Annotated in this window: 23 protein-coding genes and 1 other RNA gene; 7 read left to right on the top strand and 17 right to left on the bottom strand. The window is 33.0% G+C overall.

What is annotated here, in order from left to right:
• Positions 1–123: 123 nt before the first annotated feature.
• The 9 genes from purB to ACE83Q_RS02540 all read right to left on the bottom strand — a co-directional run bounded on the left by purB (position 124) and on the right by ACE83Q_RS02540 (position 7070).
• Positions 124–1419 (bottom strand): adenylosuccinate lyase, encoded by a 1296-nt coding sequence (gene purB, locus ACE83Q_RS02500; RefSeq protein WP_409022562.1) that lies wholly within the window; start codon positions 1417–1419, stop codon positions 124–126.
• 15 nt (positions 1420–1434) lie between these two features.
• Positions 1435–2565: a 5-(carboxyamino)imidazole ribonucleotide synthase gene (gene purK / locus ACE83Q_RS02505; protein ID WP_409022563.1), complete on the bottom strand. Its 1131-nt coding sequence runs from the start codon at positions 2563–2565 to the stop codon at positions 1435–1437.
• Entirely contained in the window at positions 2549–3034 is a 486-nt protein-coding gene (purE, locus tag ACE83Q_RS02510; RefSeq protein ID WP_409022564.1) for a 5-(carboxyamino)imidazole ribonucleotide mutase, read from the bottom strand. Before purE ends, purK begins: the two co-directional genes overlap by 17 nt.
• Positions 3035–3209: 175 nt before the next feature.
• Positions 3210–3602: an EbsA family protein gene (locus ACE83Q_RS02515; RefSeq protein ID WP_409022565.1), complete on the bottom strand. Its 393-nt coding sequence runs from the start codon at positions 3600–3602 to the stop codon at positions 3210–3212.
• Positions 3603–3726: 124 nt separating this feature from the next.
• Positions 3727–4329, bottom strand: a complete 603-nt coding sequence (locus ACE83Q_RS02520; RefSeq protein ID WP_409022566.1) for a nitroreductase family protein — start codon at positions 4327–4329, stop codon at positions 3727–3729.
• A gap of 141 nt (positions 4330–4470) precedes the next feature.
• Positions 4471–5607, bottom strand: coding sequence for a class I SAM-dependent RNA methyltransferase (locus tag ACE83Q_RS02525; RefSeq protein WP_409022567.1), 1137 nt, complete (start codon positions 5605–5607; stop codon positions 4471–4473).
• Between the two features lie 91 nt (positions 5608–5698).
• Positions 5699–6062, bottom strand: an RNA gene (rnpB, locus tag ACE83Q_RS02530) — RNase P RNA component class B.
• Between the two features lie 33 nt (positions 6063–6095).
• The gene (gene gpsB, locus ACE83Q_RS02535; RefSeq protein WP_409022568.1) at positions 6096–6437 is read right to left on the bottom strand and encodes a cell division regulator GpsB; all 342 of its coding nucleotides are present in this window, start codon (positions 6435–6437) and stop codon (positions 6096–6098) included.
• A gap of 66 nt (positions 6438–6503) precedes the next feature.
• Positions 6504–7070 carry a DUF1273 domain-containing protein gene (locus ACE83Q_RS02540; protein ID WP_409022569.1) on the bottom strand — a complete coding sequence of 189 codons (567 nt, stop codon included), beginning with the start codon at positions 7068–7070 and terminating at the stop codon, positions 6504–6506.
• 111 nt (positions 7071–7181) lie between these two features.
• Between ACE83Q_RS02540 and recU the strand changes: the two genes are divergently transcribed.
• On the top strand, positions 7182–7787 hold the full coding sequence (recU, locus tag ACE83Q_RS02545; RefSeq protein ID WP_409022570.1) for a Holliday junction resolvase RecU: 606 nt from the start codon (positions 7182–7184) through the stop codon (positions 7785–7787).
• A gap of 35 nt (positions 7788–7822) precedes the next feature.
• Positions 7823–10102: a transglycosylase domain-containing protein gene (locus ACE83Q_RS02550; protein ID WP_409022571.1), complete on the top strand. Its 2280-nt coding sequence runs from the start codon at positions 7823–7825 to the stop codon at positions 10100–10102.
• A 62-nt stretch (positions 10103–10164) separates the two neighbouring features.
• Here the strand turns inward: ACE83Q_RS02550 and ACE83Q_RS02555 are convergent, their stop codons facing one another.
• The 4 genes from ACE83Q_RS02555 to ACE83Q_RS02570 all read right to left on the bottom strand — a co-directional run bounded on the left by ACE83Q_RS02555 (position 10165) and on the right by ACE83Q_RS02570 (position 15726).
• Positions 10165–10875, bottom strand: a complete 711-nt coding sequence (locus ACE83Q_RS02555) for a DnaD domain protein (protein WP_409022572.1) — start codon at positions 10873–10875, stop codon at positions 10165–10167.
• A 71-nt stretch (positions 10876–10946) separates the two neighbouring features.
• Positions 10947–12248, bottom strand: a complete 1302-nt coding sequence (asnS, locus tag ACE83Q_RS02560; protein ID WP_409022573.1) for an asparagine--tRNA ligase — start codon at positions 12246–12248, stop codon at positions 10947–10949.
• Positions 12249–12338: 90 nt separating this feature from the next.
• Positions 12339–12836 carry a DUF5590 domain-containing protein gene (locus tag ACE83Q_RS02565; protein ID WP_409022574.1) on the bottom strand — a complete coding sequence of 166 codons (498 nt, stop codon included), beginning with the start codon at positions 12834–12836 and terminating at the stop codon, positions 12339–12341.
• Positions 12837–12900: 64 nt separating this feature from the next.
• The gene (locus ACE83Q_RS02570; RefSeq protein ID WP_409022575.1) at positions 12901–15726 is read right to left on the bottom strand and encodes a helicase C-terminal domain-containing protein; all 2826 of its coding nucleotides are present in this window, start codon (positions 15724–15726) and stop codon (positions 12901–12903) included.
• A gap of 184 nt (positions 15727–15910) precedes the next feature.
• Here ACE83Q_RS02570 and mvk point away from each other — a divergent pair, with 184 nt between their 5' ends.
• Genes mvk through fni form a run of 4 tightly spaced genes read left to right on the top strand, consistent with a single transcriptional unit; the run spans position 15911 to position 19990 of the window.
• Positions 15911–16885 (top strand): mevalonate kinase, encoded by a 975-nt coding sequence (gene mvk / locus ACE83Q_RS02575; protein WP_409022576.1) that lies wholly within the window; start codon positions 15911–15913, stop codon positions 16883–16885.
• Entirely contained in the window at positions 16875–17840 is a 966-nt protein-coding gene (mvaD, locus tag ACE83Q_RS02580; RefSeq protein WP_409022577.1) for a diphosphomevalonate decarboxylase, read from the top strand. The genes mvk and mvaD overlap by 11 nt, the downstream gene beginning before the upstream one ends.
• 31 nt (positions 17841–17871) lie before the next feature.
• Complete coding sequence (locus tag ACE83Q_RS02585; protein WP_409022578.1) at positions 17872–18936, top strand: phosphomevalonate kinase; 1065 nt, start codon at positions 17872–17874, stop codon at positions 18934–18936.
• A 16-nt stretch (positions 18937–18952) separates the two neighbouring features.
• Positions 18953–19990 (top strand): type 2 isopentenyl-diphosphate Delta-isomerase, encoded by a 1038-nt coding sequence (fni, locus tag ACE83Q_RS02590; protein ID WP_409022579.1) that lies wholly within the window; start codon positions 18953–18955, stop codon positions 19988–19990.
• Positions 19991–20055: 65 nt separating this feature from the next.
• Here the strand turns inward: fni and ACE83Q_RS02595 are convergent, their stop codons facing one another.
• Together ACE83Q_RS02595 and ACE83Q_RS02600 are read right to left on the bottom strand one after the other, a co-directional pair.
• On the bottom strand, positions 20056–21030 hold the full coding sequence (locus ACE83Q_RS02595; RefSeq protein WP_409022580.1) for an ABC transporter permease: 975 nt from the start codon (positions 21028–21030) through the stop codon (positions 20056–20058).
• Positions 21031–21052: 22 nt separating this feature from the next.
• Positions 21053–21376: a metal-sulfur cluster assembly factor gene (locus ACE83Q_RS02600; protein ID WP_409022581.1), complete on the bottom strand. Its 324-nt coding sequence runs from the start codon at positions 21374–21376 to the stop codon at positions 21053–21055.
• A 294-nt stretch (positions 21377–21670) separates the two neighbouring features.
• Between ACE83Q_RS02600 and ACE83Q_RS02605 the strand changes: the two genes are divergently transcribed.
• Positions 21671–22483, top strand: coding sequence for a Cof-type HAD-IIB family hydrolase (locus ACE83Q_RS02605; protein WP_409022582.1), 813 nt, complete (start codon positions 21671–21673; stop codon positions 22481–22483).
• A gap of 89 nt (positions 22484–22572) precedes the next feature.
• Here ACE83Q_RS02605 and ACE83Q_RS02610 read toward each other — a convergent pair whose 3' ends face one another.
• Both ACE83Q_RS02610 and ACE83Q_RS02615 read right to left on the bottom strand, forming a co-directional pair.
• Positions 22573–22761: a 2-hydroxymuconate tautomerase gene (locus tag ACE83Q_RS02610; RefSeq protein WP_409022583.1), complete on the bottom strand. Its 189-nt coding sequence runs from the start codon at positions 22759–22761 to the stop codon at positions 22573–22575.
• Positions 22762–22775: 14 nt separating this feature from the next.
• A complete protein-coding gene (locus ACE83Q_RS02615; protein WP_409022584.1) occupies positions 22776–23666 on the bottom strand; it encodes a YitT family protein in 891 nt (296 codons plus the stop codon).
• Between the last annotated feature and the right edge of the window lie 189 nt (positions 23667–23855).

Here is a 23855-nt window from a genome sequence, read left to right on the forward strand (position 1 = left end):
ATTACCATATGATATATCAAGGTAAAATACGATTATTTTTATATTATTTAAAACAAAAGTTCGTATTATGGTAAATAAAAAACCATAAAGCTATTAAAATAACTTTATGGTTTACATATTTATTTAAATGAGACCGATTCGTTCGAAAATAGCATCAACATTTCTAATATGATAATGATAATCAAAAGCATCATCTAAGTCTGCTTGAGTTAATGCAGACATTATTTGTTCGTCTGCTTCTAATAATGGACGGAACTGAATTTGCTGATCCCAAGAGATCGCCGTCTTAGGTTGAATTAAATCATATGCAGCCTCTCTAGACATGCCACTATCAATTAATTTAAGTAAAACTCTTTGGCTGTAAATAAGACCAAAAGTACGATCCATATTTTTTTTCATATTTTCCGGAAATACTGTTAATTCTTTAACTATTTTTGTAAAGCGACGTAACATGTAATCTAATAAAATAGTCGTATCAGGTAATATAATACGTTCTGCAGAACTATGTGAAATATCTCGTTCATGCCATAATGTAACATCTTCGAAGGCAGTGACCATATGTCCACGAATAACACGCGCCAACCCTGTAATGTTTTCTGAACCAATTGGATTACGTTTATGCGGCATAGCTGATGAACCTTTTTGGCCTTTAGCAAAATATTCTTCAACTTCTCGTGTTTCACTTTTTTGTAATCCGCGAATTTCTGTTGCCATTTTTTCAATAGATGTTGCAAGAAGCGCCATCTCAGAAACATAATTAGCATGTATATCACGTGGTAAGACTTGTGTCGATATTTCTTGAGGTCTAATTCCAAGATGCTCACAAACATAAGTTTCCACAAACATTGGGATATTGGCAAATGTTCCTACTGCACCACTAATTTTTCCAGCTTCAACATCTAATGCTGCGTCATTAAATCGAATTTGATGCCGTTTCATTTCAGAATACCACAATGCAATTTTCAATCCAAAAGTCGTTGGTTCAGCATGCACACCGTGTGTTCTACCCATCATAACAGTATCTTTATATTCAACAGCTTTATCAGCTAAAACAGCCATAAATTCTTCAATATCTTTACGTAAAATTTCATTTGCTTGTTTTAAAATAGACCCGTAAGCTGTGTCAACTACATCTGTAGAAGTTAACCCATAATGAACCCATTTACGTTCTTCCCCTAGAGATTCTGAGACAGCTCTTGTAAAGGCAACAACATCATGCTTTGTTTCTTGTTCAATTTCTAAAATACGATCAATATCAAAACTAGCATTTTTACGAATTTTTTCAGCATCTTCTGCTGGAACATGACCTAATTCAACCCAAGCCTCACTAGCTAATGTTTCAACTTCTAACCAAGCTTTATATTTATTTTCATCTGACCATATGGCACCCATCTCATCATTTGTATAACGATCAATCATTTCTATCTTCCTCTCTTAATCCCAAATTTTCGTTTGATATACATCAATCTTAGCTTGCTCAATATTATCAGTTAATATCGTTACATGACCCATCTTACGATCTTGTTTTGCTTCATTTTTACCATAAAAATGGAAACGCCACTGACCTTCGTTTTGAATTTCATTTAATACTGGCTGGACATGTTGTCCCAAAATATTAATCATAATAGCATGACTTAACAACTGTGGTTTTAACATTGGTAAATTACAAATTCCTCTAATATGTGCTTCAAATTGTGATAAGGAACAGGCCTCAATTGTTAAATGTCCGGAATTATGTGGTCTAGGTGCAATTTCATTAACATAAACGCCACCTGAATCTGAAACAAAAAATTCAATCCCCATTGTTCCAACAGACAAACAATCATCAGCAATTTGACTTGCAATAATTTCAACTTCTTTTCTTGTCTCAATCGATAAACGACTCGGACAAGAACTCTCATGTAAAATATTATGACGATGCTGATTTTCAATAATCGGAAAAATACTTTGTTGGCCTAATTCATTTCTAGCAATGATGACGGACACTTCACGATCAAACTGAACAAAGCCTTCTAACACGCATGTTCTATTTTGAATCAATTTTTCCGCTTCAATCAAATCAGCACTTGTTTTTAAAATAACTTGTCCTTTACCATCATATCCGCCACGAATTGTTTTTAAAATTGATGGGTACCCAGTTATTTTAATGACATTTTCTAAATCATCAAAACTTTGTATTAGCTTAAATGGTGCGATTGGATAATTATGAGCTTCCAAAAATTGTTTCTCACTAATTCTATCTTGTGAAATACGCAGTGCAGTTGACCCTTGTGGAACATAGCAATATTGCTTTGCTGCATCAATCGTATCAGCATCTACATTTTCAAACTCAAACGTTAGTACATCACATATTTTTGCAAGATTTAAAATAGCAATCTCATCATCATAATCTGCAATCACTTGTTCGTCTGCAACCTGAGCAGCTGGGCAATCTTTTTGCGGATCTAATATAATCACATGATAACCCATTTCTTTTGCAGACGTTGTCATCATTTGTCCTAGCTGACCACCACCAATAATACCAATCGTTTGTCCCGGTAATATCCTTTTAATCAAGTAAATCACTACTTTCCAAAGATTTTTGATGGAGTGATAATTGATACGATTTTAAATTATCTTTTATAGTTGAATCACTTAAAGCACAAATTTTTGCGGCAAGGATACCGGCATTTGTTGCACCTGCTTTACCAATGGCCATAGTTGCTACGGGAGTTCCCGCAGGCATCTGAACAATTGACAGTAAGGAGTCTATTCCATTTAGCGCATGGGACTGCACCGGAACACCTACTACAGGGATGACGGTTGAAGCTGCAATCATTCCTGGTAAATGTGCGGCACCACCCGCACCAGCAATGATAACTTCATACCCATTTTTATCTGCACTTTCTGCAAATTTAATCATTTCTATTGGCATTCGATGTGCCGAAATAACTTTTTTATCATACTCAATATCAAGTTCATCTAATAAATTAGCCGTAAATTTCATTGTGGTCCAGTCGGAAATCGATCCCATTACAATTGCTATCTTTGCCATTCGATTACCTCCAAATTTAATAAACCTATTCTATCAACAACTCGGCGTTGTGTCAAAGCAAAAAAAGGACGAAATTAAAAAATAAATAAAAATAGTTCGTATTTTAATGGATATTTAGGCTGTTTCTCTTTTTAATATTTCTTTTTTATAAAAAAATAAATGACACCTATTGGCATCATTTATTTTCCTTTTTAAGGTCCGTATATAATTGTAACTTGCTTCTAGAATTCAAAACAACTGACTTTTTACTATTGGCTAAATAAAAAGATAGTCCAAATCTTCTTAATTTAACTTGTTTTATTGCGGAAATTTCAATTATTTCATTATGCTTTCGAATAACTTTAGTTAACTTAATATTTTTGTCGTCAACTATTAATTTACGATTCAAGATTTGAACAATTGATACAATAAGAAAAAGTATAAATAAAACAATTGTCCAAATTTGTAATGTTGTTATCTCTAACCATAATAATAAACTACCTAAAAATAAGCAGAACGTCCATGACCATAAAATAACCGTTTTAGCTAGCTCGGGTTGATAAAAATATGTTTTTTGATATTTTTTCATGCTTATGATCTCCTCTAACACAATAAAATTATTCTTCTATATTTAAAGCTTAACATAATTGATCAGATATTCTATATTTTTCCATAAAAAAAGATGAAACCTTAAGTTTCATCTTTTTGAACTATTATTTAATAACTAAGAATCTGTCATCATCTGACATGAAATCTTTATCTCCTGCTGCTGCTTCAATTGAACCAAATGGCATTTGTGCACGTAATTCCCAGTTTCCAGGGATATTAAACGCATTTTTAATTTCAGTATCAATAAGTGGATTATAATGTTGTAAACTTGCGCCAATACCATTTTCAGCTAATACTGTCCAAACACTTTGTTGAGCGCCGCCCAAACCTTGTTCTGCCCAAACTCTGAAGTTATCAGCATACAAAGCAAAATCTTTTTCATTTTGAGCAATAACATCAGTATCTATAAAGTATAATATTGTTCCAAATCCAGCACGGAATGTTGCAATCTTTTCTTGAGTTTTCTTGTATGCTTCAGCATTAGGAACTTCAGATTTAAGACGTTTTTCAACGATATCCCAAACCATATCTGAATTTTTACCAAATAAAATTGCTGCTCTAATTGTTTGATTATTGAATGATGTTGGTGATTTTTTTATAGCATCTTCGATAACACCTGTAATTTCATCAGGCGTTTGACTTACTTTATCCCCTAAAGCGTAAATTGTACGACGTTGTTCCATAAGATCTAATAATTGAGTTTTCATAATTAATTTCCCCTTCTCTATTTGAATAAACTTAGTATATCACTTACTATTAATAAGTAAAGAGATAACACTTATTTTTTTTATCTTAAATAAAAAATGCTACCTAATCGTTGATTAGATAGCATTTAGACTTATTATTTATTATGCTCTTGGTTTACGTTTACCCCAGTATTGGAAATAATCCGTTCTCAATGATCCATTATATAACTTACGTTTTTTAGATGCTCTTGAGCCATAATATTCTTCAAAAGTTAAATCACTCGTTAAGATATATTTGCTCCAAGTAGGCATTTGTTTATAAACAACACCCATCTGTTTGTATAAAACACGTACAGATTCAGTATCGCTCAATCGTTCACCATATGGTGGGTTAGCAACTAAAACACCATTTTCTTTTTCTGTTGTAAAGTCTTTTGCAGCAAGTTGCTTAAATTCAATACTATCCAAGACACCAGCTTCAGCAGCATTCTTTTTAGCAATTTCAATCATGCCAGCATCAATATCATAACCTGCTATATCTAATACTACATCAAGATTTGCTTCACCTTTTGCTTTTTCTCTTAAACGATCAAATAGTCCTTTTTCAACAAAATCCCAATCTTCAAATACAAAATAACGACCGATACCAGGTGCAATATTATGTCCCATTAATGCAGCTTCAATTGGGATTGTTCCTGAACCACAAACTGGATCAACAAAAGGTTTTTCTGGATACCAATTAGTTAACATAACTAATGCAGCTGCCATATTTTCTTTTAAAGGTGCATAACCCTTTTCAACACGATAACCACGTTTAAATAAACTGCTACCCGTTGTATCAAGTGTTAATAAGACGTTATCTTTATTAATAGCAACTTCCAACGGATACTTTGAGCCCGTCTCTGGTAAACGTGTTGTACGGTGATAGACATCACTTAATTGATCAACAATTGCCTTTTTCACGATTGCTTGGGCATCTGGAACACTATATAGTGTTGATTTTTGAGATTTTCCTTGAACCGGAAATTCTGCATCTAATGGTAAAAACTTATCCCAAGAAATTGCTTTTGTTTGTTCAAATAAATCGTCAAAAGTTGTAGCCGTAAACTCGCCGACAATGATTTTAACACGATCTGCGGTTCTCAACCACAGGTTTGTATTAATAACATCTTCCATTGTTCCTTCGAAGCGGACACGACTATTTTCTACTTGAACATCATAACCCATATGTTTAAGTTCGTTTCCAACAATTGACTCAATACCGCTAGCTGCGGTTGCCAATAATTTAAAAGTTTCCATTTTGCACCTTCACTATAATTTAATTTTTTTAATAAAAAAACTAGGATAAAAGAAAATTCTTCATCCTAGTTCATCCTGAAATCATGTAAATTTCTATAAGCCATGTTTTGTACGTCATCCATCTCAGGCGATGAAATCAGTGGTAATCATCTATCTCCAGATATTATCTGCCCCCATGATTTGTTCATTTCCGTCATGAAGCGCCCCTACCAAAGTTTGGGTTGCCTACTCGTGGGGTTTACCGCGTTCCAGCAATATTGTTTCCAATATTGTATCGTCTCTGTGGCACTTTACAGATTACTTTGACATAGCCGAAGCCTTAGTCATTTTATCCGCCGTTACCCGAAGGTACCTTGGCTTATTTTTTCACCAAGCACGAACACTACAAGCATCTCAGCTTGTGCAAGCATGGACTTTCCTCAGCCTAACTTAATAGACCGCAATTACCCGAAATTTACACTGAATATATATTACATCATTCAATTAATTTAAAATTGATTTCTAGAATTTTCATTCTCATCTAACTGTGCACCAAACACACGACGTTCCAAATTAGATAATCGTTTAAGAATATCCATATTTGAAGTTGTAGATGTTGTTTGGATTGTCTGTGAACTTTTACCAACAGTAACCTGTTTCGTAAGTTCATCAACTTGAGCAATTAAACGATCATTTTCTTCTTGAAGTTTTTTGACTTTCTTATCAAAGGTTTCATAATCTTTAATAACATCGTCAAGAAATTCGTCAACTTCTTTAGAATCATATCCACGCATTTTTGTTTCAAAATGTTTTTGTAAGATATCTTTAGGTACAAAATTAACATCCGTCATATTCGTACACCTCATCACTAATTTCTCATAAATAATGTTAATACCTGTTTATTATAGCAGAATTATTTAATAATTCAAATGATTATTTTTTTCCTCTTCCATTTCGTTTGCAATATCTTCTAATTCCATAAAATCTATCATACGCAATGCATAGTCTTTTGCTTCTTTAGTTTGCTTTATCTTTAATAAATCAAATTTTGTTTTGCCTTCATTTTCTGAATCATAAAGTAATAGCGCGCCATCTGTGTGTTCTATCATGAAGGTTTGATAATTTTTTAATTGTTGTGGCGATTGATAGGTATCCTTACTCACATAGTCAGAAAAATCTACGTCATTTAATATTTGATTTAAAACTAATTTTTTATCATCTTTCCAATTATTACCAAACTCTTTGAACGGTAGCATAACTGATACTTTAAAATCAGGATATTCATTTTGTATATCTAAGCAAATTTGTGCTGTCCATTGCTCAACACCAAGCTGAGGGCCAGTTATAACCCACTTTAATCCATTTTCTATTTCATTAATAATATTTTTTTTAATTGCACTTTTAATAATTTTTATTTTAAGATCATTTTCATTAAAAATACCTAATTCATATGTTCTATAACCAGTCACCCATAAACGCTTCATAATTGATTAAATATTCCTTTCTTATATTAAGAATATGTTACCAAATCCTTTAAAGCTATTAAATTATATCACTTATTGTTATAATATTTTAGATTGGAGCGTGAAATAACTGTGAGTATTAATTATCCTAATGGAAAACTTTATGAACAATCACCTTTAAATACGCCAAAAAAGTCAAATATGCTGTTGTTTGGTAAACGTGGGATGTCATTAGAGGATGATATCAACGTAAGCAACGCATTTTACCTTGCTAATAATATGGCTGTCATTCACAAAAAACCAACGCCTATTCAAATTGTAAAAGTTGATTATCCTAAACGAAGTGCAGCTGTTATCAAAGAAGCTTACTTTCAAACTGCGTCAACAACTGACTACAATGGCATATACGATGGCCACTATTTAGATTTTGAAGCTAAAGAAACTAAAAATAAAACTTCATTTCCATTAAGTAATTTTCATGAGCACCAAATTAACCATATGAAAGCATGTGTGTTACAAAGAGGCATTAGTTTTGTTATAATGAAGTTCACAACCTTAGGTAAGGTCTACTTACTACCATCAAAAACACTATTTACTTACTGGGATAAGCAGAGTGTTAATGGTCGTAAATCAATTCCATTGAAAACAGTCCAAACTGAAGGATTCGAGATACAATATACTTTAAATCCGGTCATTCCCTATTTAAAATACGTTGATAAAATGATAGAGCATCTATAATTAAGGCTTTATATAATTAAAGGAGAATTTTATTTATGGCAACAGCTGATAATAAAGGTACTACTCGTGTTGCGCGACGCGAACAAGAAATAAGCACTAACAAAAAAGGCAACAAAGGTAAAAACAGTAAAGGTAAACTTTTTAAACGTATTTTTTTGAGCTTACTTGCTCTATTCGTTATTGGCGTAATTGCTAGTATCAGTTTATTTTTCTATTACGCCAAAGATTCACCAAAAATAACATCAAGTAGTCTTGAAAGTACCCCTGCAAGTGTTATTTATGCAAAAAATGATGAAATTATCACTACTTTAGGAACTTCAAGAGTCTACGCTGAATCATCTGACATGCCGCAACTATTAAAAGATGCTATTGTTTCAATCGAAGATAAACGCTTCTATAAACATAATGGCGTCGATCCTGTGCGAATTGTAGGTGCAGCCTTGTCAAATATCACTGGTGGATCAGCTGGTCTTCAAGGTGGTAGTACTTTAACACAACAACTTATTAAATTATCTGTCTTTTCGACAAAAGCATCTGATCAAACAATAAAACGAAAAGCGCAAGAAGCATGGCTAGCATTACAAGTAGAGCGTAAATACAGTAAATCTCAGATTTTAACGTTCTATGCTAACAAAGTCTTTATGGGAAATGGTATTTACGGGATGCAAACTGCTGCAAATTACTATTTCGGTAAAAAATTGAATAAATTAAATATAGAACAAATTGCGTTAATTGCTGGTATTCCTAATGCCCCATCTTCTTACAATCCTTACGCACATCCAGAATATGCAAAAGAACGACGTAATGAAGTTATTGATGCAATGTTAGCAAATAACAAAATTTCAGCAAACGAAGCAAGTACAGCTAAAGCGACACCAATTACTTCAGGCCTAAGAACATCACATTCTGCTGAAAAAGATACTTATAATGCAAAAATTTCTGATTCTTATTTAAAAGAAGTTATTCAGTCTGTTAAAGATAAGGGTTTTGATCCTTATAATAGTAGTCTTAAAATTCGTACAAACTTAGATTTGGATGCTCAGAAACGACTTTATGATATAGCTAATACAAATAACTATGTGGTCTATCCTGATAGTAAAATGCAATTAGCTGTTACCATGGTTGATTCAAAAACTGGTGCTATTTCAGCTATGATTGGTGGCCGTAAACAAACTAACGTTACTTTCGGGTATAATCGAGCTGTCGCAACTAGCCGAAGCAATGGTTCAACTATGAAACCCATTATGGATTACGGTCCTGCTATTGAATATCTTGACTACCCAACTAATCAAAAAGTTAGCGATACAAAATATTACTACCCTGATGCTACTACAAAACAATTAAATGATTTTGATAATAGCTATCTTGGAACAATGACAATGAGAAATGCTTTAATTCAATCACGTAATATCCCTGCTATTCGGACACTTGAAGCGGTTGGTTTATCAAAAGCCCAAGGATTCGTCAAAAAACTTGGTGTCTCTAAGGATCAAGTTGAGACCTATTCTTCTGGTATTGGTGCTAATATGTCAACTACTCAAAATGCAGAAGCCTATGCGGCATTTGCAAATGGTGGAACTTATCATAAAGGGACTTATATTTCAGAAATTGAAAAGAAAGATGGCACAGTTGAAAATTATTCTAGCTCAGGTACTAGAGCAATGAAAACATCAACTGCATATATGATTACGGATATGTTAAAAGGCGTTATTAATAGTTCTAATGGTACAGGTACAGCGGCACAAATACCGGGTCTTTACCAAGCAGGTAAAACTGGTACGACCGATTATCCATCAAACGTCGCTTCTAAATTTCCATCTAGCGCAGTTATGGATTCATTATTCTCCGGTTATACTACAAATTACTCAATTGCGGTTTGGACAGGTTATGATTCACCATTAGTCGCAAATAATTACCTAGACGTTAGCTCTCAACATCTAGCTGCAGGTATTTATAAAAACTTGATGCAGTATGTCTCACAATCTGTTTCAAATACAGATTGGACGAAACCTTCTGATGTTTATCTTAAAAACGGTGAATTATCATTAACGGATTCGTCTACCGCAACAACAATGACATCAGATAGCAGTTCATATTCAATCCCTAAGATATCAAATAGCTCTAGTTCTTCAGAAGATTCTAGTTCAAGCAGTTCTTCTAGTTCAAGTAGTTCTTCTAGTTCAAGTAGTTCTAGTTCTTCAGAAAGTTCTAGCTCATCTAGCAGTTCATCATCTAGTAGTTCTAGTTCTGCTGCTAGTTCAAGTGCTTCATCTAAAGCAGACAGCAGTAAAGCCGTTTCGTCTGCTACTCGTTAAATAAAAAACCTGGCGATATTCAGTTAAAATTCTGAATATCGCCAGGTTTTTTATTTATTTCATTAATTTGACCAATGATATAGGGGTATTTCCGGTTTATCATTAGATTCCTTTGTATTGTCATTATTTTTCACATTATTTGAAAAGTTCTGTTGTTGTCTTTTTTCTTTATCTTTTTTTATGTCTTGACTTGTTTTTATATGCTTCTTTTCCCAATTTAGTAAAATTCTATCCATATATTTTAAACTATATGCCTGATTTAGAACAGCTTCTTTCAACGCCATCAAAATTAGTTCTGGTAAGTAGTGGTCTTGATCAATCCACATGCTAATACTTTCTAATTCCATTGGTGATAAAGGTCTTCCAAATTCAACTTCAATTTTTTCATAAACCTCTTTTCGAGAATTATTACTATTAACAACTTCAACTTTTTCTTGTGTCCTCTGACTTAAATTATTTAATTTTTCGTATAACACACTAAAATCAAATTGATCGGTGCTATATCCATTTGAATCATCAATTGTTTTAATGGATATAACTTTTTTTTCAATTAATTTCTGCAGTAACGTATAGGTCTCTTGAGCTGTCACGCCCATTTGACTGGCAACTTGATTTGTATCTGGAAATTTATTGCCCGCTTGATTAAAGCTTAATAGATGAATTAAGAAAATTAATTCATCACTTGATAATCCGATTTTTCGATAATTCCGTAAAACTAAATTAGACACATGAGTTTCCCCTGCTTCTAAAAATTGACTCATAAATGCATCCATAACGAAAATGCCTCCTTAATTAAGAAAAGAACCTTAAACAATTTCGTTTAAAGGTTCTTTTCTCTACTTTTTTATGGGTAAATACGGTTTAATAGACGTGGGAATGGAATAGCCTCACGTATATGTTCTTCACCTGTAATCCAAGTTGTTGCGCGTTCTAATCCAAGACCAAATCCTGAATGAGGAACACTACCATATCTTCTTAAATCTAAATACCATTCGTAATCTTTTTCGTTCAATCCAGCTTTTTTAATTTGTGCTATTAAGTTATCTACATCCGTTTCACGTTCTGAACCACCAATAATTTCGCCGTAACCTTCAGGAGCTAATAAATCAGCACAAATAACGACGTCTTCTCTTGTTGGATGTGGTTTCATGTAAAATGGTTTAATTGCTTTAGGATAGTTTAAAACGAATACTGGCATACTGAAATGTTCTGCCAAATAAGTTTCTTCAGGAGATCCAAAATCATCACCCCATTTAGTATCAGGAAATTCACCAGAATTTTGTAATAATTCAACGGCTTCATCATAAGAAATTTTAGGGAATGGTGTTTTTGTATAACTTTTTAAGACTTCTTTATCTCTTTCGAGAATATCTAAAGCATAGTCACAGTTATCTAAAACATTTTGTACTAAGAACGCAATATATTGCTCTTGAACTTCAAGACTTTGTTCTTGGTGCATAAATGCCATTTCAGGTTCAATCATCCAGAACTCAATTAAATGACGTCTTGTCTTAGATTTTTCAGCTCTAAAAGTTGGTCCAAATGAGAATACTTTACCAAAGGCCATTGCCCCAGCTTCTTCATACAATTGACCTGATTGTGACAAATAAGCATCTTTGTCAAAATATTTAGTATGGAAAAGTTCAGTTGTACCTTCTGGTGCACTACCAGTTAAGATAGGCGCATCAATCTTTATAAAACCTTCTTTATTGAAAAATTCATACGTTGCGCGAATAATTTCATTTCTAATTTGCATAACTGCATATGGTTTCGTTGAACGTAACCATAAATGACGATGATCCATCAAAAATTCTGTTCCATGATCTTTAGGTGTGATCGGATAATCTTGACTATCACCAACTAATTCAAGTGATTTAACTTCAATTTCATAGCCAAATGGTGAGCGTTTATCTTCATGAATCTCACCAATAACGTAAAGGCTAGATTCCTGATGTAACTCTTTTGCCATTTCAAAAGTTTCTTCACTGACATTACTTTTTATCACGACACCTTGGAAAAAAGCACTTCCATCTCGTAATTGTAAAAATGCAATCTTACCACTTGATCTTTTATTAGTAAGCCAAACACCGATTTTTACTTCTTCGTCTACATGGTTTTTAGCATCAATTATACTAATTGTTTTCAATAAACTTCCTCCTCATTACGGTCCTAGTTGCTAGATCGATTTCATTCCTTTTATAATATCATTAGTCGGATATATTAGTCCATAAGACAATTATATATTTTCAACGGATTTTAAAACTTTACCATTTGAGAACTGCAGAGTTTCATAACAAAGGTCTTTTTTCTTATTCAAATAACTCACTTCCCATGCAGGCACACCATTGTATATACCAAGTCCAACGTTCAATATTTTACTAGGTTTTTTTTCATTCCAGATATAAGATAAAATGTCATTTTTTGTTTTACCATTTGATTGTGATAAGACTTTAACTTTCCCACCTTTTTGAGCAACAATCACATAAATTTTCTTATTAGCTTTTGTTGTTCCTGCAACTGTAAAATAAGTTGCATCCCTATTATATCTATAAAATTCTGTTTCTTTATCTAGGTTTGCGTATTTTTTAGCAATTGTGACAGCTTCTTTTTCAGCTGTAGCCATCGGTAATTTTGCGCGATTATATAAAATAAAAGCACTTACCACAATAACTAATATCGTACCAAGTATCGAAAGAAAAACGATGTTTTTTGATTTTTTGGGGGATCTTCGCATGATCAATTTTTCTCCTGTCTTAGTTTTATATGGTCATATTATAACAGACATTATCTAATTCAGATTAACTATCAGAATTAGATAAAAACGTCTTTAAATCAATAATAATGTCTGCCAATGGTTCATTTATGAGTTGTAATTCATCCGGCAATACTTCAATCATCTTTTTACCATAACTTTGATTTATCAATCGATTGTCTAATACAATCATTGCTCCTTTATCGGTTGACGTCCGAATTAAGCGTCCGAACCCTTGTTTAAGCTTCATTGTTGCTCTTGGTAGTGAATACTCACTGAATACATCCCTACCTTGACCTTCAAACTCTTTTTCTTTTGCCTTTACATTTAACGACTCTGGAGACTCAAATGGTAACCGCGTCACAATTAAAAGTTCTAATCTATCGTTTGGTAAGTCAACGCCTTCCCAGAAACTACCAGTACCCATTAAAACAGCGTCTTTACCTAATAAAAATCGTTTTTTTAATTTTCCAGGCCGTCCTGTAACACCCTGAACTAAAAGTTCACGATCAAGGTGTAACCCTCTTTTTGTTAATAACCCATAAACATTTGCTATCGTATCAAGCGAATTAAATAAAATTAACGTTTGTTTACGCTGTGATTTTATAATCTCATAAACTGAATCAGCCAAGTAAGATTCATAAAGCTCTTTTGATGATCGAACATCAAAAGCATCACTTGCTACATACAATTTAGCTTGGTTACTATAATCAAAAGGACTCCCTAATTTTTCGATTTTGTAATTATCATCTTGTATATCTAGCTGATCAATAATGTAATCAGGATTACCTGGTAGTAGCAAAGTCGCCCCAGTAAACGTCAGGTGATTAAAGTGCCGATAAATTACTTCAGAAAGAAAATGAGTTGCATCTGATAAACTAAATTCAAATTGCATTTTGTCTGTTTGTCCGTTAATCGGAAAACTTAACCAAAGCACCTTTTCATTTAGCTTGTCTTGATTTTGTTCAAATATAGTCCAGCCCTCAGTTTCTGCAAATAATTGCTTAAAAAAGTTATGAACACGATTCAAAAGCTGTTGCTCGTCTTGACCAATATTTTGTTGGCTTTTTGCAGCGATATAACGATCTCGTAAAATGGCATCATCTCTTTTTAAAACAGTTATCACTTTTAAAACAGATTCAAGCATAATTTTATTTCGATTAATCAATCTAATTAGCTCAGTTGATTTTAAAATAATTACTTTTCCGATCGTTTCATTTTTTGCTGCTGAATTCCTACTAATTTGTCGACCATACTCTCTTGAAAATTGTCTGATGAGTAACTCAACTGATTCCCGTAATTTCCTAATTTCTGTTAATAATTGATTGTTTTCACTAGCTGTTAAGAAATTAATTGCCATTAAGTCATTAAAAGAAAATTTTTGTGAACTTTGTATGCTAGTCAATAATGAATCACACATATTAATAATTTTCCAGAATCGAATGCGTCCTTTATTTGACTGTAGAGCAACATCAGCAAGATGCTGTGCTTCATCTACAATTAATTCAGGCGCAAGTTTTGTACGATCTGAGTTAAATAAACCAGGATGCTTCATTAAAAAAGCATGATTTGTAAAAATAATTTCTGACGATTCAACTTGTTTATATAACGTATTAATAAAGTCAACTTCAAAAAATTGATCAGTTAATACTAAACTCCCAACCCCTTGATGTTCAATTTGATTAAAAATGGGATTTTGATAACTTGAAAGTTTTAATTCATCAAGTTCACCAGTTTTAGTCATTGTCAGCCATACTAAGATACGTATTTTCATTAAAGCTATCTGTCCAGAGGTTTCTTTTTGTGTTAATTCTTTTTTAAATGCTGCTAAATTTATATAATGGTTACTACCCTTCAAATTTACTGCAGATGTTTGAAAAGGCAATAATTGGTTAAGTAACGGTAATGCCTGATTCATCAACTGGGTTTGAAGTATCGTTGTCGCACTACTAATCACGATTTGTTTACGATTTTGAGCGTGATAAGCTGCTGGAATTAAATAACCTAATGTTTTACCAATTCCTGTAGGGGCCTCAATAATTAAAGTTCGATTGCTACTTTTCAAGTGTTCAGAAATGAGGTCCATCATCTTTGCTTGTTCAGGTCGCCAACTCAATTGTTTTTCAAATATTTTTTTCTTATCTACTTCTGCTTCAGGATAAGCATAATTCGTTAAATTAAATGTATCTTGTTTCCTACGCTGGAGGACAAGCCCACCAACAATGTATAGATGATCTGGTAGTCTTTCCTGTCTTCTGTTTTTATCACTGTAGGCATCATAAAATAGTTCATTTGTATTTCTTAATAAAAATGAACTCAAACGATTTATTTCAAATAAAGTTTCTCTTGGAATCGTTTCTAGTCGAGTTAATAAGAAGATAAATAACTCTGCTGTCACATGGGCATCACTATCGGCATGATGCGGATTTTCGTGAGTTAGATTCAAATATCGACTCAGATCTTTTAATTTAAAACTGGGTGCTGTTGGCAATAAGATTTGACTAAGCTGTACAGTATCGACACCCTTGATTGATAATGCAGGATAGCCAACTCTTTCTAACTCACTATTGATAAATGGTAAATCAAAGTTAATATTATGCGCAACAAAAACTGTATCTTGGAGAATCGCGTAAATCGTTGCAGCGACGTCTTCAAAATAGGCAGCCTTTCTGATTTGACGGTTTGTAATCCCTGTTAATTCTGTAATAACTTTCGGAATTGCCATACCAGGATTAATATCAAACGAGAAAGAATTTATTATTTGATTTTTTTGAACTAAAACGCAACCAAATTGGATCATTCGATCGCCACTTTTAAGATTTGTTCCCGTCGTTTCAATATCCACTACAGCATAAATCGTATTTTTATTCATTGAAGTTTATCACCAGTCTTTTTAAGTTAACGCATTTATGTTTATTTTACCATATTGATTAAAGAATCATATGCCAAAAACTAAATCATTATAAATTCTCTAAGTTCATCCAGTCCATTATAGCTATAACGACAATTTTAAGGTATGATAATGGAAGTAAATTCATCTAGAGAGGACTCTTTTTTTGAACAATTTGTCAGATAATACAGAAGCAAAATTTCTTGGTACTAGCCATGCTAAAATTATATTAATCGGCGAACACTCTGTTGTCTATAGCCAACCCGCTATTGCCCTTCCTTTACCAAATGTTAAAATATCAGTTTTAACGGAAGCAATGCCAGATAAACAATGGATCACAAGTCGTTTTTATAGTGGTGAACTGAAAAATGTTCCCATGAATATGCGTGGCATTAAACAAGTTATCCAGTACATTTTAAAATCATTGAATAAACGACATCAATCATTTAAATTAACGATTGAAAGTGACATTCCATCTGAACGAGGGATGGGATCTTCCGCTGCCACAGTTATTGCCATAATTCGAAGTTTGTACGCTTTTTTTGATACGAAAATTGATCGCGATGAACTTCTGTTTATTGCCAATATCGCTGAAACGACCACACATGGTTCTCCAAGTGGTATCGATGCCGCAACAACTAGTAGCCATGATCCTATTTGGTTCATTAAGCACCAAGAGGCTTACCCCGTCCCATTAAACATAGAGGCAACCTTAGTGATTGCTGATACTGGAATCAAGGGCCAAACGGGTTTAACTGTTGGTCAAGTTCGTGATCGCGTCTTATCAAGTCCTGATGTAACTGAAAAAATAATTTCTGAACTTGGTCAATTAACAGGTATGGCTAAGGCACAAATTGCAACAGATGATGCTATAAGTTTAGGACATACATTATCTAGGGCTCATCATTTACTAAAATCCTTAGGTGTTAGTCATCCCAAATTAGATGCACTTGTCAAAACAAGTCTAGAAAATGGCGCTTTAGGTGCCAAGCTTACCGGTGGTGGTGGCGGTGGTTGTATGATAGCCCTAGTCAAAACACCTGAAGAAGCTTTAAATCTAAGTCATCTCTTAAATCGCAATGGTGCCATTGCAACTTGGATTCAACCCCTTAAAAAGGAGTCACAACATATTGAAAAATAAGATTTCAGCACGTGCTCATACTAATATTGCACTCATTAAATACTGGGGTAAACAAAATAAAGATTTAATTATCCCATACAACAATAGCCTATCTTTGACGTTAGATCATTTTTATACTGATACTACGGTCACTTTTGACGATACACTAACTGAAGATACCTTTTTTTTAAATACTAAACAAAAAAAGGATAAAAAAGTATCAGCCTTTTTAGACGTTGTTCGTAATCAAGCACAAAAAAATATTTATGCTAAAGTAGAATCAGTAAATCACGTTCCAACTTCAGCAGGGCTTGCGTCATCAGCAAGCGCATATGCTGCACTCGCACTTGCTGCCAGTCAAGCAATTGGTTTAAATTTAAATCGACGCGATTTATCACGATTAGCACGTCGTGGTTCTGGTTCAGCTAGTCGCTCTATTTTTGGTGGCCTAGTTGAATGGGAAAAAGGTCACAATGATGAAGACTCCTTTGCTGTACCGATGGAAGAAACGATTGATTGGGATATTCAAATGATTGCTATTATGATTAATAGTCATGAAAAAGCGATTGATTCTCGCTCTGGGATGCAACATTCCGTGGACACATCACCTTTCTACAATGATTGGGTTAAATCTTCTGAACGTGATTTAATTGATATGAAAAAAGCTATTCTAGAGAAAAACCTCGAAAAAGTCGGTCAAATTGCCGAAAATAATGCAATGAAAATGCACGCAACAACATTAAGCGCTAATCCCAGCTTTACCTATTTTAATCCTGATAGCATACGTGCTATGGATGCTATTCGTGACTTGCGTCAAGAAGGTATTACCTGTTATTTCACAATGGATGCTGGTCCAAATGTTAAAATAATTTGTTCCAAAGCTGAAACACCTTATATTTTAAAAAAATTAAGTCCACTTTTTGGTGAAAAAAATCTTTTGGTTGCCAAACCTGGACCTGGAGCGACACTTATCTAGTGTTATCCATATTGAAAGGAATTGAGCCTATTTGATCACCGCTAAAGCACCAGGAAAACTTTATATTGCAGGAGAATACGCAATTGTTGAACCTGGATCACCAGCAATCATTGTTGCTATTGATCAGTTTGTAACTGTAACAATTAAAAAGAGTAAAGAAACAGGTAGTATCTCATCTAAACAATACCAAGAAAATTCTTTATCTTGGTATCGTCAAGGGACTAAAATTATTTTTGATAATCGAGATAACCCCTTTCACTACATATTATCGGCGATTCATTTAACCGAATTATATGCACAATCCATCGGGAAACAGATGGTTAATTATCACGTCAATATTGATAGTGATTTAGATAGTACTGATGGTAAAAAATATGGTTTGGGTAGTTCTGCTGCGGTTACCGTAGCAACCGTTCGTGCCGTTTCACAATTTTACAATTTAAAATTAACAGATAACGCTCTATTTAAATTATCAGCAATGGCTCACCTAGATGTTCAGGGAAATGGTTCACTCGGAGATATAGCCGCTAGTGTTTATGGCGGTTGGATTGCTTATTATTCATTCGATCGAGATTGGTTGAAAATTATGAGAAAAGGTACGCCACTAACCGAACTTTTAACTATGGATTGGCCTATGCTTTCTGTCCAACGCCTACCACAACCTAAAGATTTAGAATTATTAATCGGTTGGACTGGCTCTCCAGCTTCAACTTCCATTTTTGTTGATAAGATGGCCCTTTTTAAAGCAAAACAAAAAAAGACTTACTCTGAATTTTTAGAAGATTCAAAAAAATGTGTCACTGCGATGATTAATGGCTTTAAATTAAATAATTCCATCATTATTCAACAAGAAATTACAAATAATCGAATGATCTTGCAACAATTAGCCGATGCTAGTCAGGTGATAATTGAAACCGAATCATTAACTTCCCTTTGTAATTTATCAGAATCCCAACATGCTGCCGCAAAAACGTCAGGTGCTGGCGGCGGTGATTGCGGTATTGCATTAGCAACTTCTGAAACAAATCGTACTGAATTATTTAAAGATTGGGCACAAAACGATATTCAGCCTTTGAATATCAAAGTGACCTTATAGGATAAGGAGTTTTTTTATGATTAAAGACGATAATTTAATTCAAAGTCACAGAAAAGATGAACATGTATTTATCGCCGAAAAATTATTCAATACTGAATCAAAAAATCAATTGAATGAAATCAAGCTTATTCCTTCAAATTTACCTGAGCTTTCTATTAATGATATTCAATCTAGCGTTGAGCTTCCAAATTTCTCGTTTCAATCGCCCTTTTATATTAATGCTATGACTGGTGGTAGTGAACAAACGGGTATTTTAAATCAACAATTAGCCGAAGTTGCAGCTATCACAAATACGCCAATCGCAACAGGTTCTCAAAGTATTGCCTTAAAAGACCCTTCTATGGCTCATACATTTAAAATACTTCGCGAAAAGAACCCAAATGGCCTCATCTTTTCTAATTTAAGCGCTAACGCGACATTAGAACAGGCAAAAAGAGCCGTTGATATGATTGAAGCAAACGCCCTACAAATTCATATTAATGCCGCTCAAGAAATTGTTATGCCAGAAGGTGAACGTGAATTTTATTGGTTGAAGAATATTGAAACACTCGTAAACCGGCTTGAAGTACCCATTATTGTTAAAGAAGTTGGTTTTGGGATGTCACATAAAACGGTTCAACAATTAGCTGATATTGGTGTACGTTATGTTGATATTTCTGGTCGTGGTGGAACAAATTTTGCCATGATTGAAAACGAACGTAGACATGCTAAAGATTTTTCCTTTCTAGAAGATTGGGGCTTAACCACAGCTGAAAGTCTCATTGATACAAAATCTCTGCAAACAGGGTTAACAATTTTTGCCTCTGGTGGTATTCGTACCCCATTAGATATTGTTAAATGTCTCGCTTTAGGCGCTAAAAGTGTTGGTATCTCTGGTGCATTCTTGCACATTCTCAATAAACAAGGTCAAGATGCGCTAACAAATACAATATTAGATTATCAATCAAAAATTAACATGCTTATGCTATTACTTGGTACCAAAAATTTAAGCGATTTAACAAAAATTAGAATGATTTTATCACCAGAGTTACAAAATTTTAAAAATCAAATATAATCATGTTTACATAATAAAAACGCCAAATCAGTTAGATAATGAATCTAACTGATTTGGCGTTTTTATTAGTCATTACGTTTGTTAACCCTTCTACGGATAACAAAGTAGAAAATAACTGAAGCAACAATAAAGAGAGTACCTTCAAATTCGTACAGAGCGATCATATTTGTTTTAATCGAAAATTGTGACTGACCAATCGCAGTTCCTATTAAGCCACCAACTAAGAACGAACCCATGTAAATTAACAAATTATTCCAAATAATAAGTTTTTTTGATTGCTTGATAAATTTCTGATTACGAATTTGCTTACTAACACCAACAATCCAAATATACGTTGCGACCATAACACTAGCAATAACAGCCATTAAACCCACTGCTTGTTGCCAATGTCGACTGATCCATGAGTTATTAGTTAAAATCAAATTATCATTGACCTGTTTAGAAACTGTTGTATTAGTTAATTCGGTCGTTAACACATTCTTAGTCACAACATGCTTTGAATCAAGAATAATATTTGTATTATTTGCCTTCAAATTACTTGTGTCTGCAGTTGACATCGCAATAAAAATTTGGTTATCCAACTCGGAATTGTATTTATCTCCCATAATACCGATGACTGAAATGTATTGCCCATTTAATTTATAATACTGCTGATGAAATGGCGAGTATAATTTTTTTTCAATGTTTCGACCAACTACTGCCACCGGGACTTCAGATAAAAAATCATTATTTGAAAAAAAGGTTCCAGAGACCATTGGCGGTTTATCATAATTACCCTTCGCATAAAAATAAGAAATATTTTTTTTATTTTTTACTTGATAATGAATTTGAAAATCAGAAATTTTTCCTGACTTTGCTAACGTTATATTATATTTATCTAAATTTTGTTCTTTTGTTTTAAGAACATACGCATTTTTAGATAGATTATGATTATCTAATTTTGTGATTAAATCTTTTTCCTGCATCTTAAAAAATAAAAATGTAGTAAAGAATGTAAGTAGTAAGATAGCAACTATAAATATGTATCTTCTTCGCATCATCAATTTAATTTCCCCCTAACTTTTAATGGACACCGAGTGCCATTTTGGCATACCTAGACATACGTTCAATTGACCAGGCTGGACTCCATATAAATTGTACAGTTACTTTTTTTATTTCTTGTACTGGCTTTAACGCATCTTCGACTAATTCAGATAGTACACCTGTTAACGGGCAACCCATTGTGGTCAAAGTCATTTGTACATTACAATTATTATCATTGTCTAACTCAATCTCATATACTAAACCTAAATTAATGATATCCATATCCAATTCAGGATCCATCACTTTTTCTAAATGTGTCAAAATATCTTTCTTAATTATTTCTGCGCTCCGTCTTTCACTCATAGGATTAATCCTCTCTTGAATAGCTAATATTACTAGTTTATCGTTTCTATTTTAGCATTGCAATCTATTGTTTTAATGTTACTGAACTCTTTACTTTTTCTGAAATTTAATATAATGCCCCATCAAAGTTACTTTAAAAATCAGACCATATTAAAGATACGATTTTATAACAATAGGTAAAAAATGGTTAAATACGTTTGAATACTGTATACTCAAATGCTATCCTAAACTAATTAAGATAAAAAACTGTAAATCTTATTCACATAAAGTTAAGTTGATGGAGGAACAATAACGATGAACAAAAAATTAATTACAATTGATTTAGATGGCACAACTTTAAATAATAATGCGGAAGTTAGTTCAACGACAAAAAAAGTACTTACTCAAGCAACGGCTGAAGGACATATTGTCAGTATTGTAACGGGACGCCCATATCGTATCTCAAAACAAATTTATGATTCATTAGGATTAACAACACCAATGATTAATTTTAATGGTGCCCTGGCACATATTCCACATAAAAATTGGGATAAATCATACGAATATACAATTAATCGAGACATTGTTTTTGATATTCTTAACGCTAGAAAAGAATTAGGTATTAATATGTTAGCTGCCGAAGGAAAAAATATGTTATTGGCTGACAATGCAAGTCAGCTAGTAAAAGGCTTTTTCCCACAAGTTTTAAGATCAAATCAAATTCTTAATAAACAAAATTTACAACATGATCCGACATCAATTACGATGTTTGTCGATCAAGATAAAAAACAATTAATTACATCTAGACTACTTGAAAAATATGGTGATGTTATCGAAGTCAACACTTGGGGCGGACCAAAACCTGTTCTAGAAGTTGTTTCAAAAGGTATTCAAAAAGCAATTGGTGTTTCTTATCTAGCAGATTACTATGGTATCTCACAAAAAGATATCGTTGCTTTTGGTGATGAAAGTAATGATAAAGAAATGCTCTCATATGCTGGCTGGGGCGTTGCAATGAAAAATGGCACTTCTGAAATTAGAGGTCTAGCCAATGATGTTACCTCTTTAAATAATCAAGAAAATGGGCTTGCTCATTACTTAAAGAATTATTTAAATTTAGCTAAATAATCGTTAATTAGTAACAGATCAGTAGTGGTTTGTTATTTTTGTATAAAAAATGACTTCTGGAATATACCAGAAGTCATTTTTAATGATATTTATTTTTCGTCGCTTTTTAGAATACCACCGACACTATAACGATCTTTACGCATTTCATTTAAAATCACATGAATATGCTCTGTAGGTGCACCAGTGTTTTTTGAAACAGCATCAGTCACATCTTTAACTAAATTTTTAAGTTGTTCTTGTGAACGACCTTCAATTAAATCAATATTTATAATTGGCATAATGAATCTCCTTTTTATTTAGTTGATTGCCCTTTTCTTAATAATTCTTGTTGATCTGAGTTTAAGAAATTACCTTCAATATCAGCCGTATTAACTAAGTTCATAAATGCATTTGGATCAACATCACTAATTGTCATTTTTAAATTATATAATTCATAACGTGTAATAACTAACATCAAAACTTTACTTTCTTCATTTGAGAAAGCACCTTTTGAGTCAATCACTGTAATTCCTCGAATTAATGATTTTTGGAGCGCTCCAACAACTAAATCTGCTTCTTTTGTAACAATAAATGCTGTTAACTTTTGATGTGATGTATGAATGTCGTCGACAACTCTAGACATAGCATAATTAGAAATAATTGTATACAAAGCACTTTCCCAACTGAAATAAAATCCAGCCGTTAAAATAATAATCATATTTGTTGATAACATTAATGAACCGACTGTTTTACCTGTCGTCTTAGCTAGAACAAGTGCAATGATATCCATCCCACCAGTTGAAAATCCAAATTTCAATGCTAATCCAACGCCAATACCACTTATTACACCACCAAATAATGCTGCCATTAATGGATTAGTTGATAATTGGTGAACTGGTAAAATTACCGTAAAGAGAGATGAAGAAGCAACGGTCAGTACACTATAATATGTAAATGAACGTCCTACTTTATACCAGCCTAATATACCAATTGGAATATTTATTAACATAATTAAATATCCAGTACCAATTTTAATATGAAATAGATCATAAAAAATAGCAGAAAGTAATTGGGCAATACCATTGGCACCCGCTCCAAAAATATTTCCTGGAATCAGAAAGAAATTAAGGGATAATGCAATTAATAATCCCGAAAATACAATTATAACTAGTCGTTTATTTTTATCAGAAATTGATAACTTCATAAATCTCCCTCCTATTATATGTGACTCTTTTCATTTTACCTTTTATTAAACAATAATATTAATAAAATGAGTAATCTCTCATTTTAAATTTCTATTAAACTAACCTTATACAGCGTAACCGGTTAAATACGAATATTTATTTACAAATGGCGTTTAAAAATAGCAATTAAATGATAAAATGGTAATATC

Origin of the sequence: Dellaglioa kimchii (genome assembly GCF_046115505.1) — a bacterium.
GTDB classification, from domain to species: domain Bacteria; phylum Bacillota; class Bacilli; order Lactobacillales; family Lactobacillaceae; genus Dellaglioa; species Dellaglioa kimchii.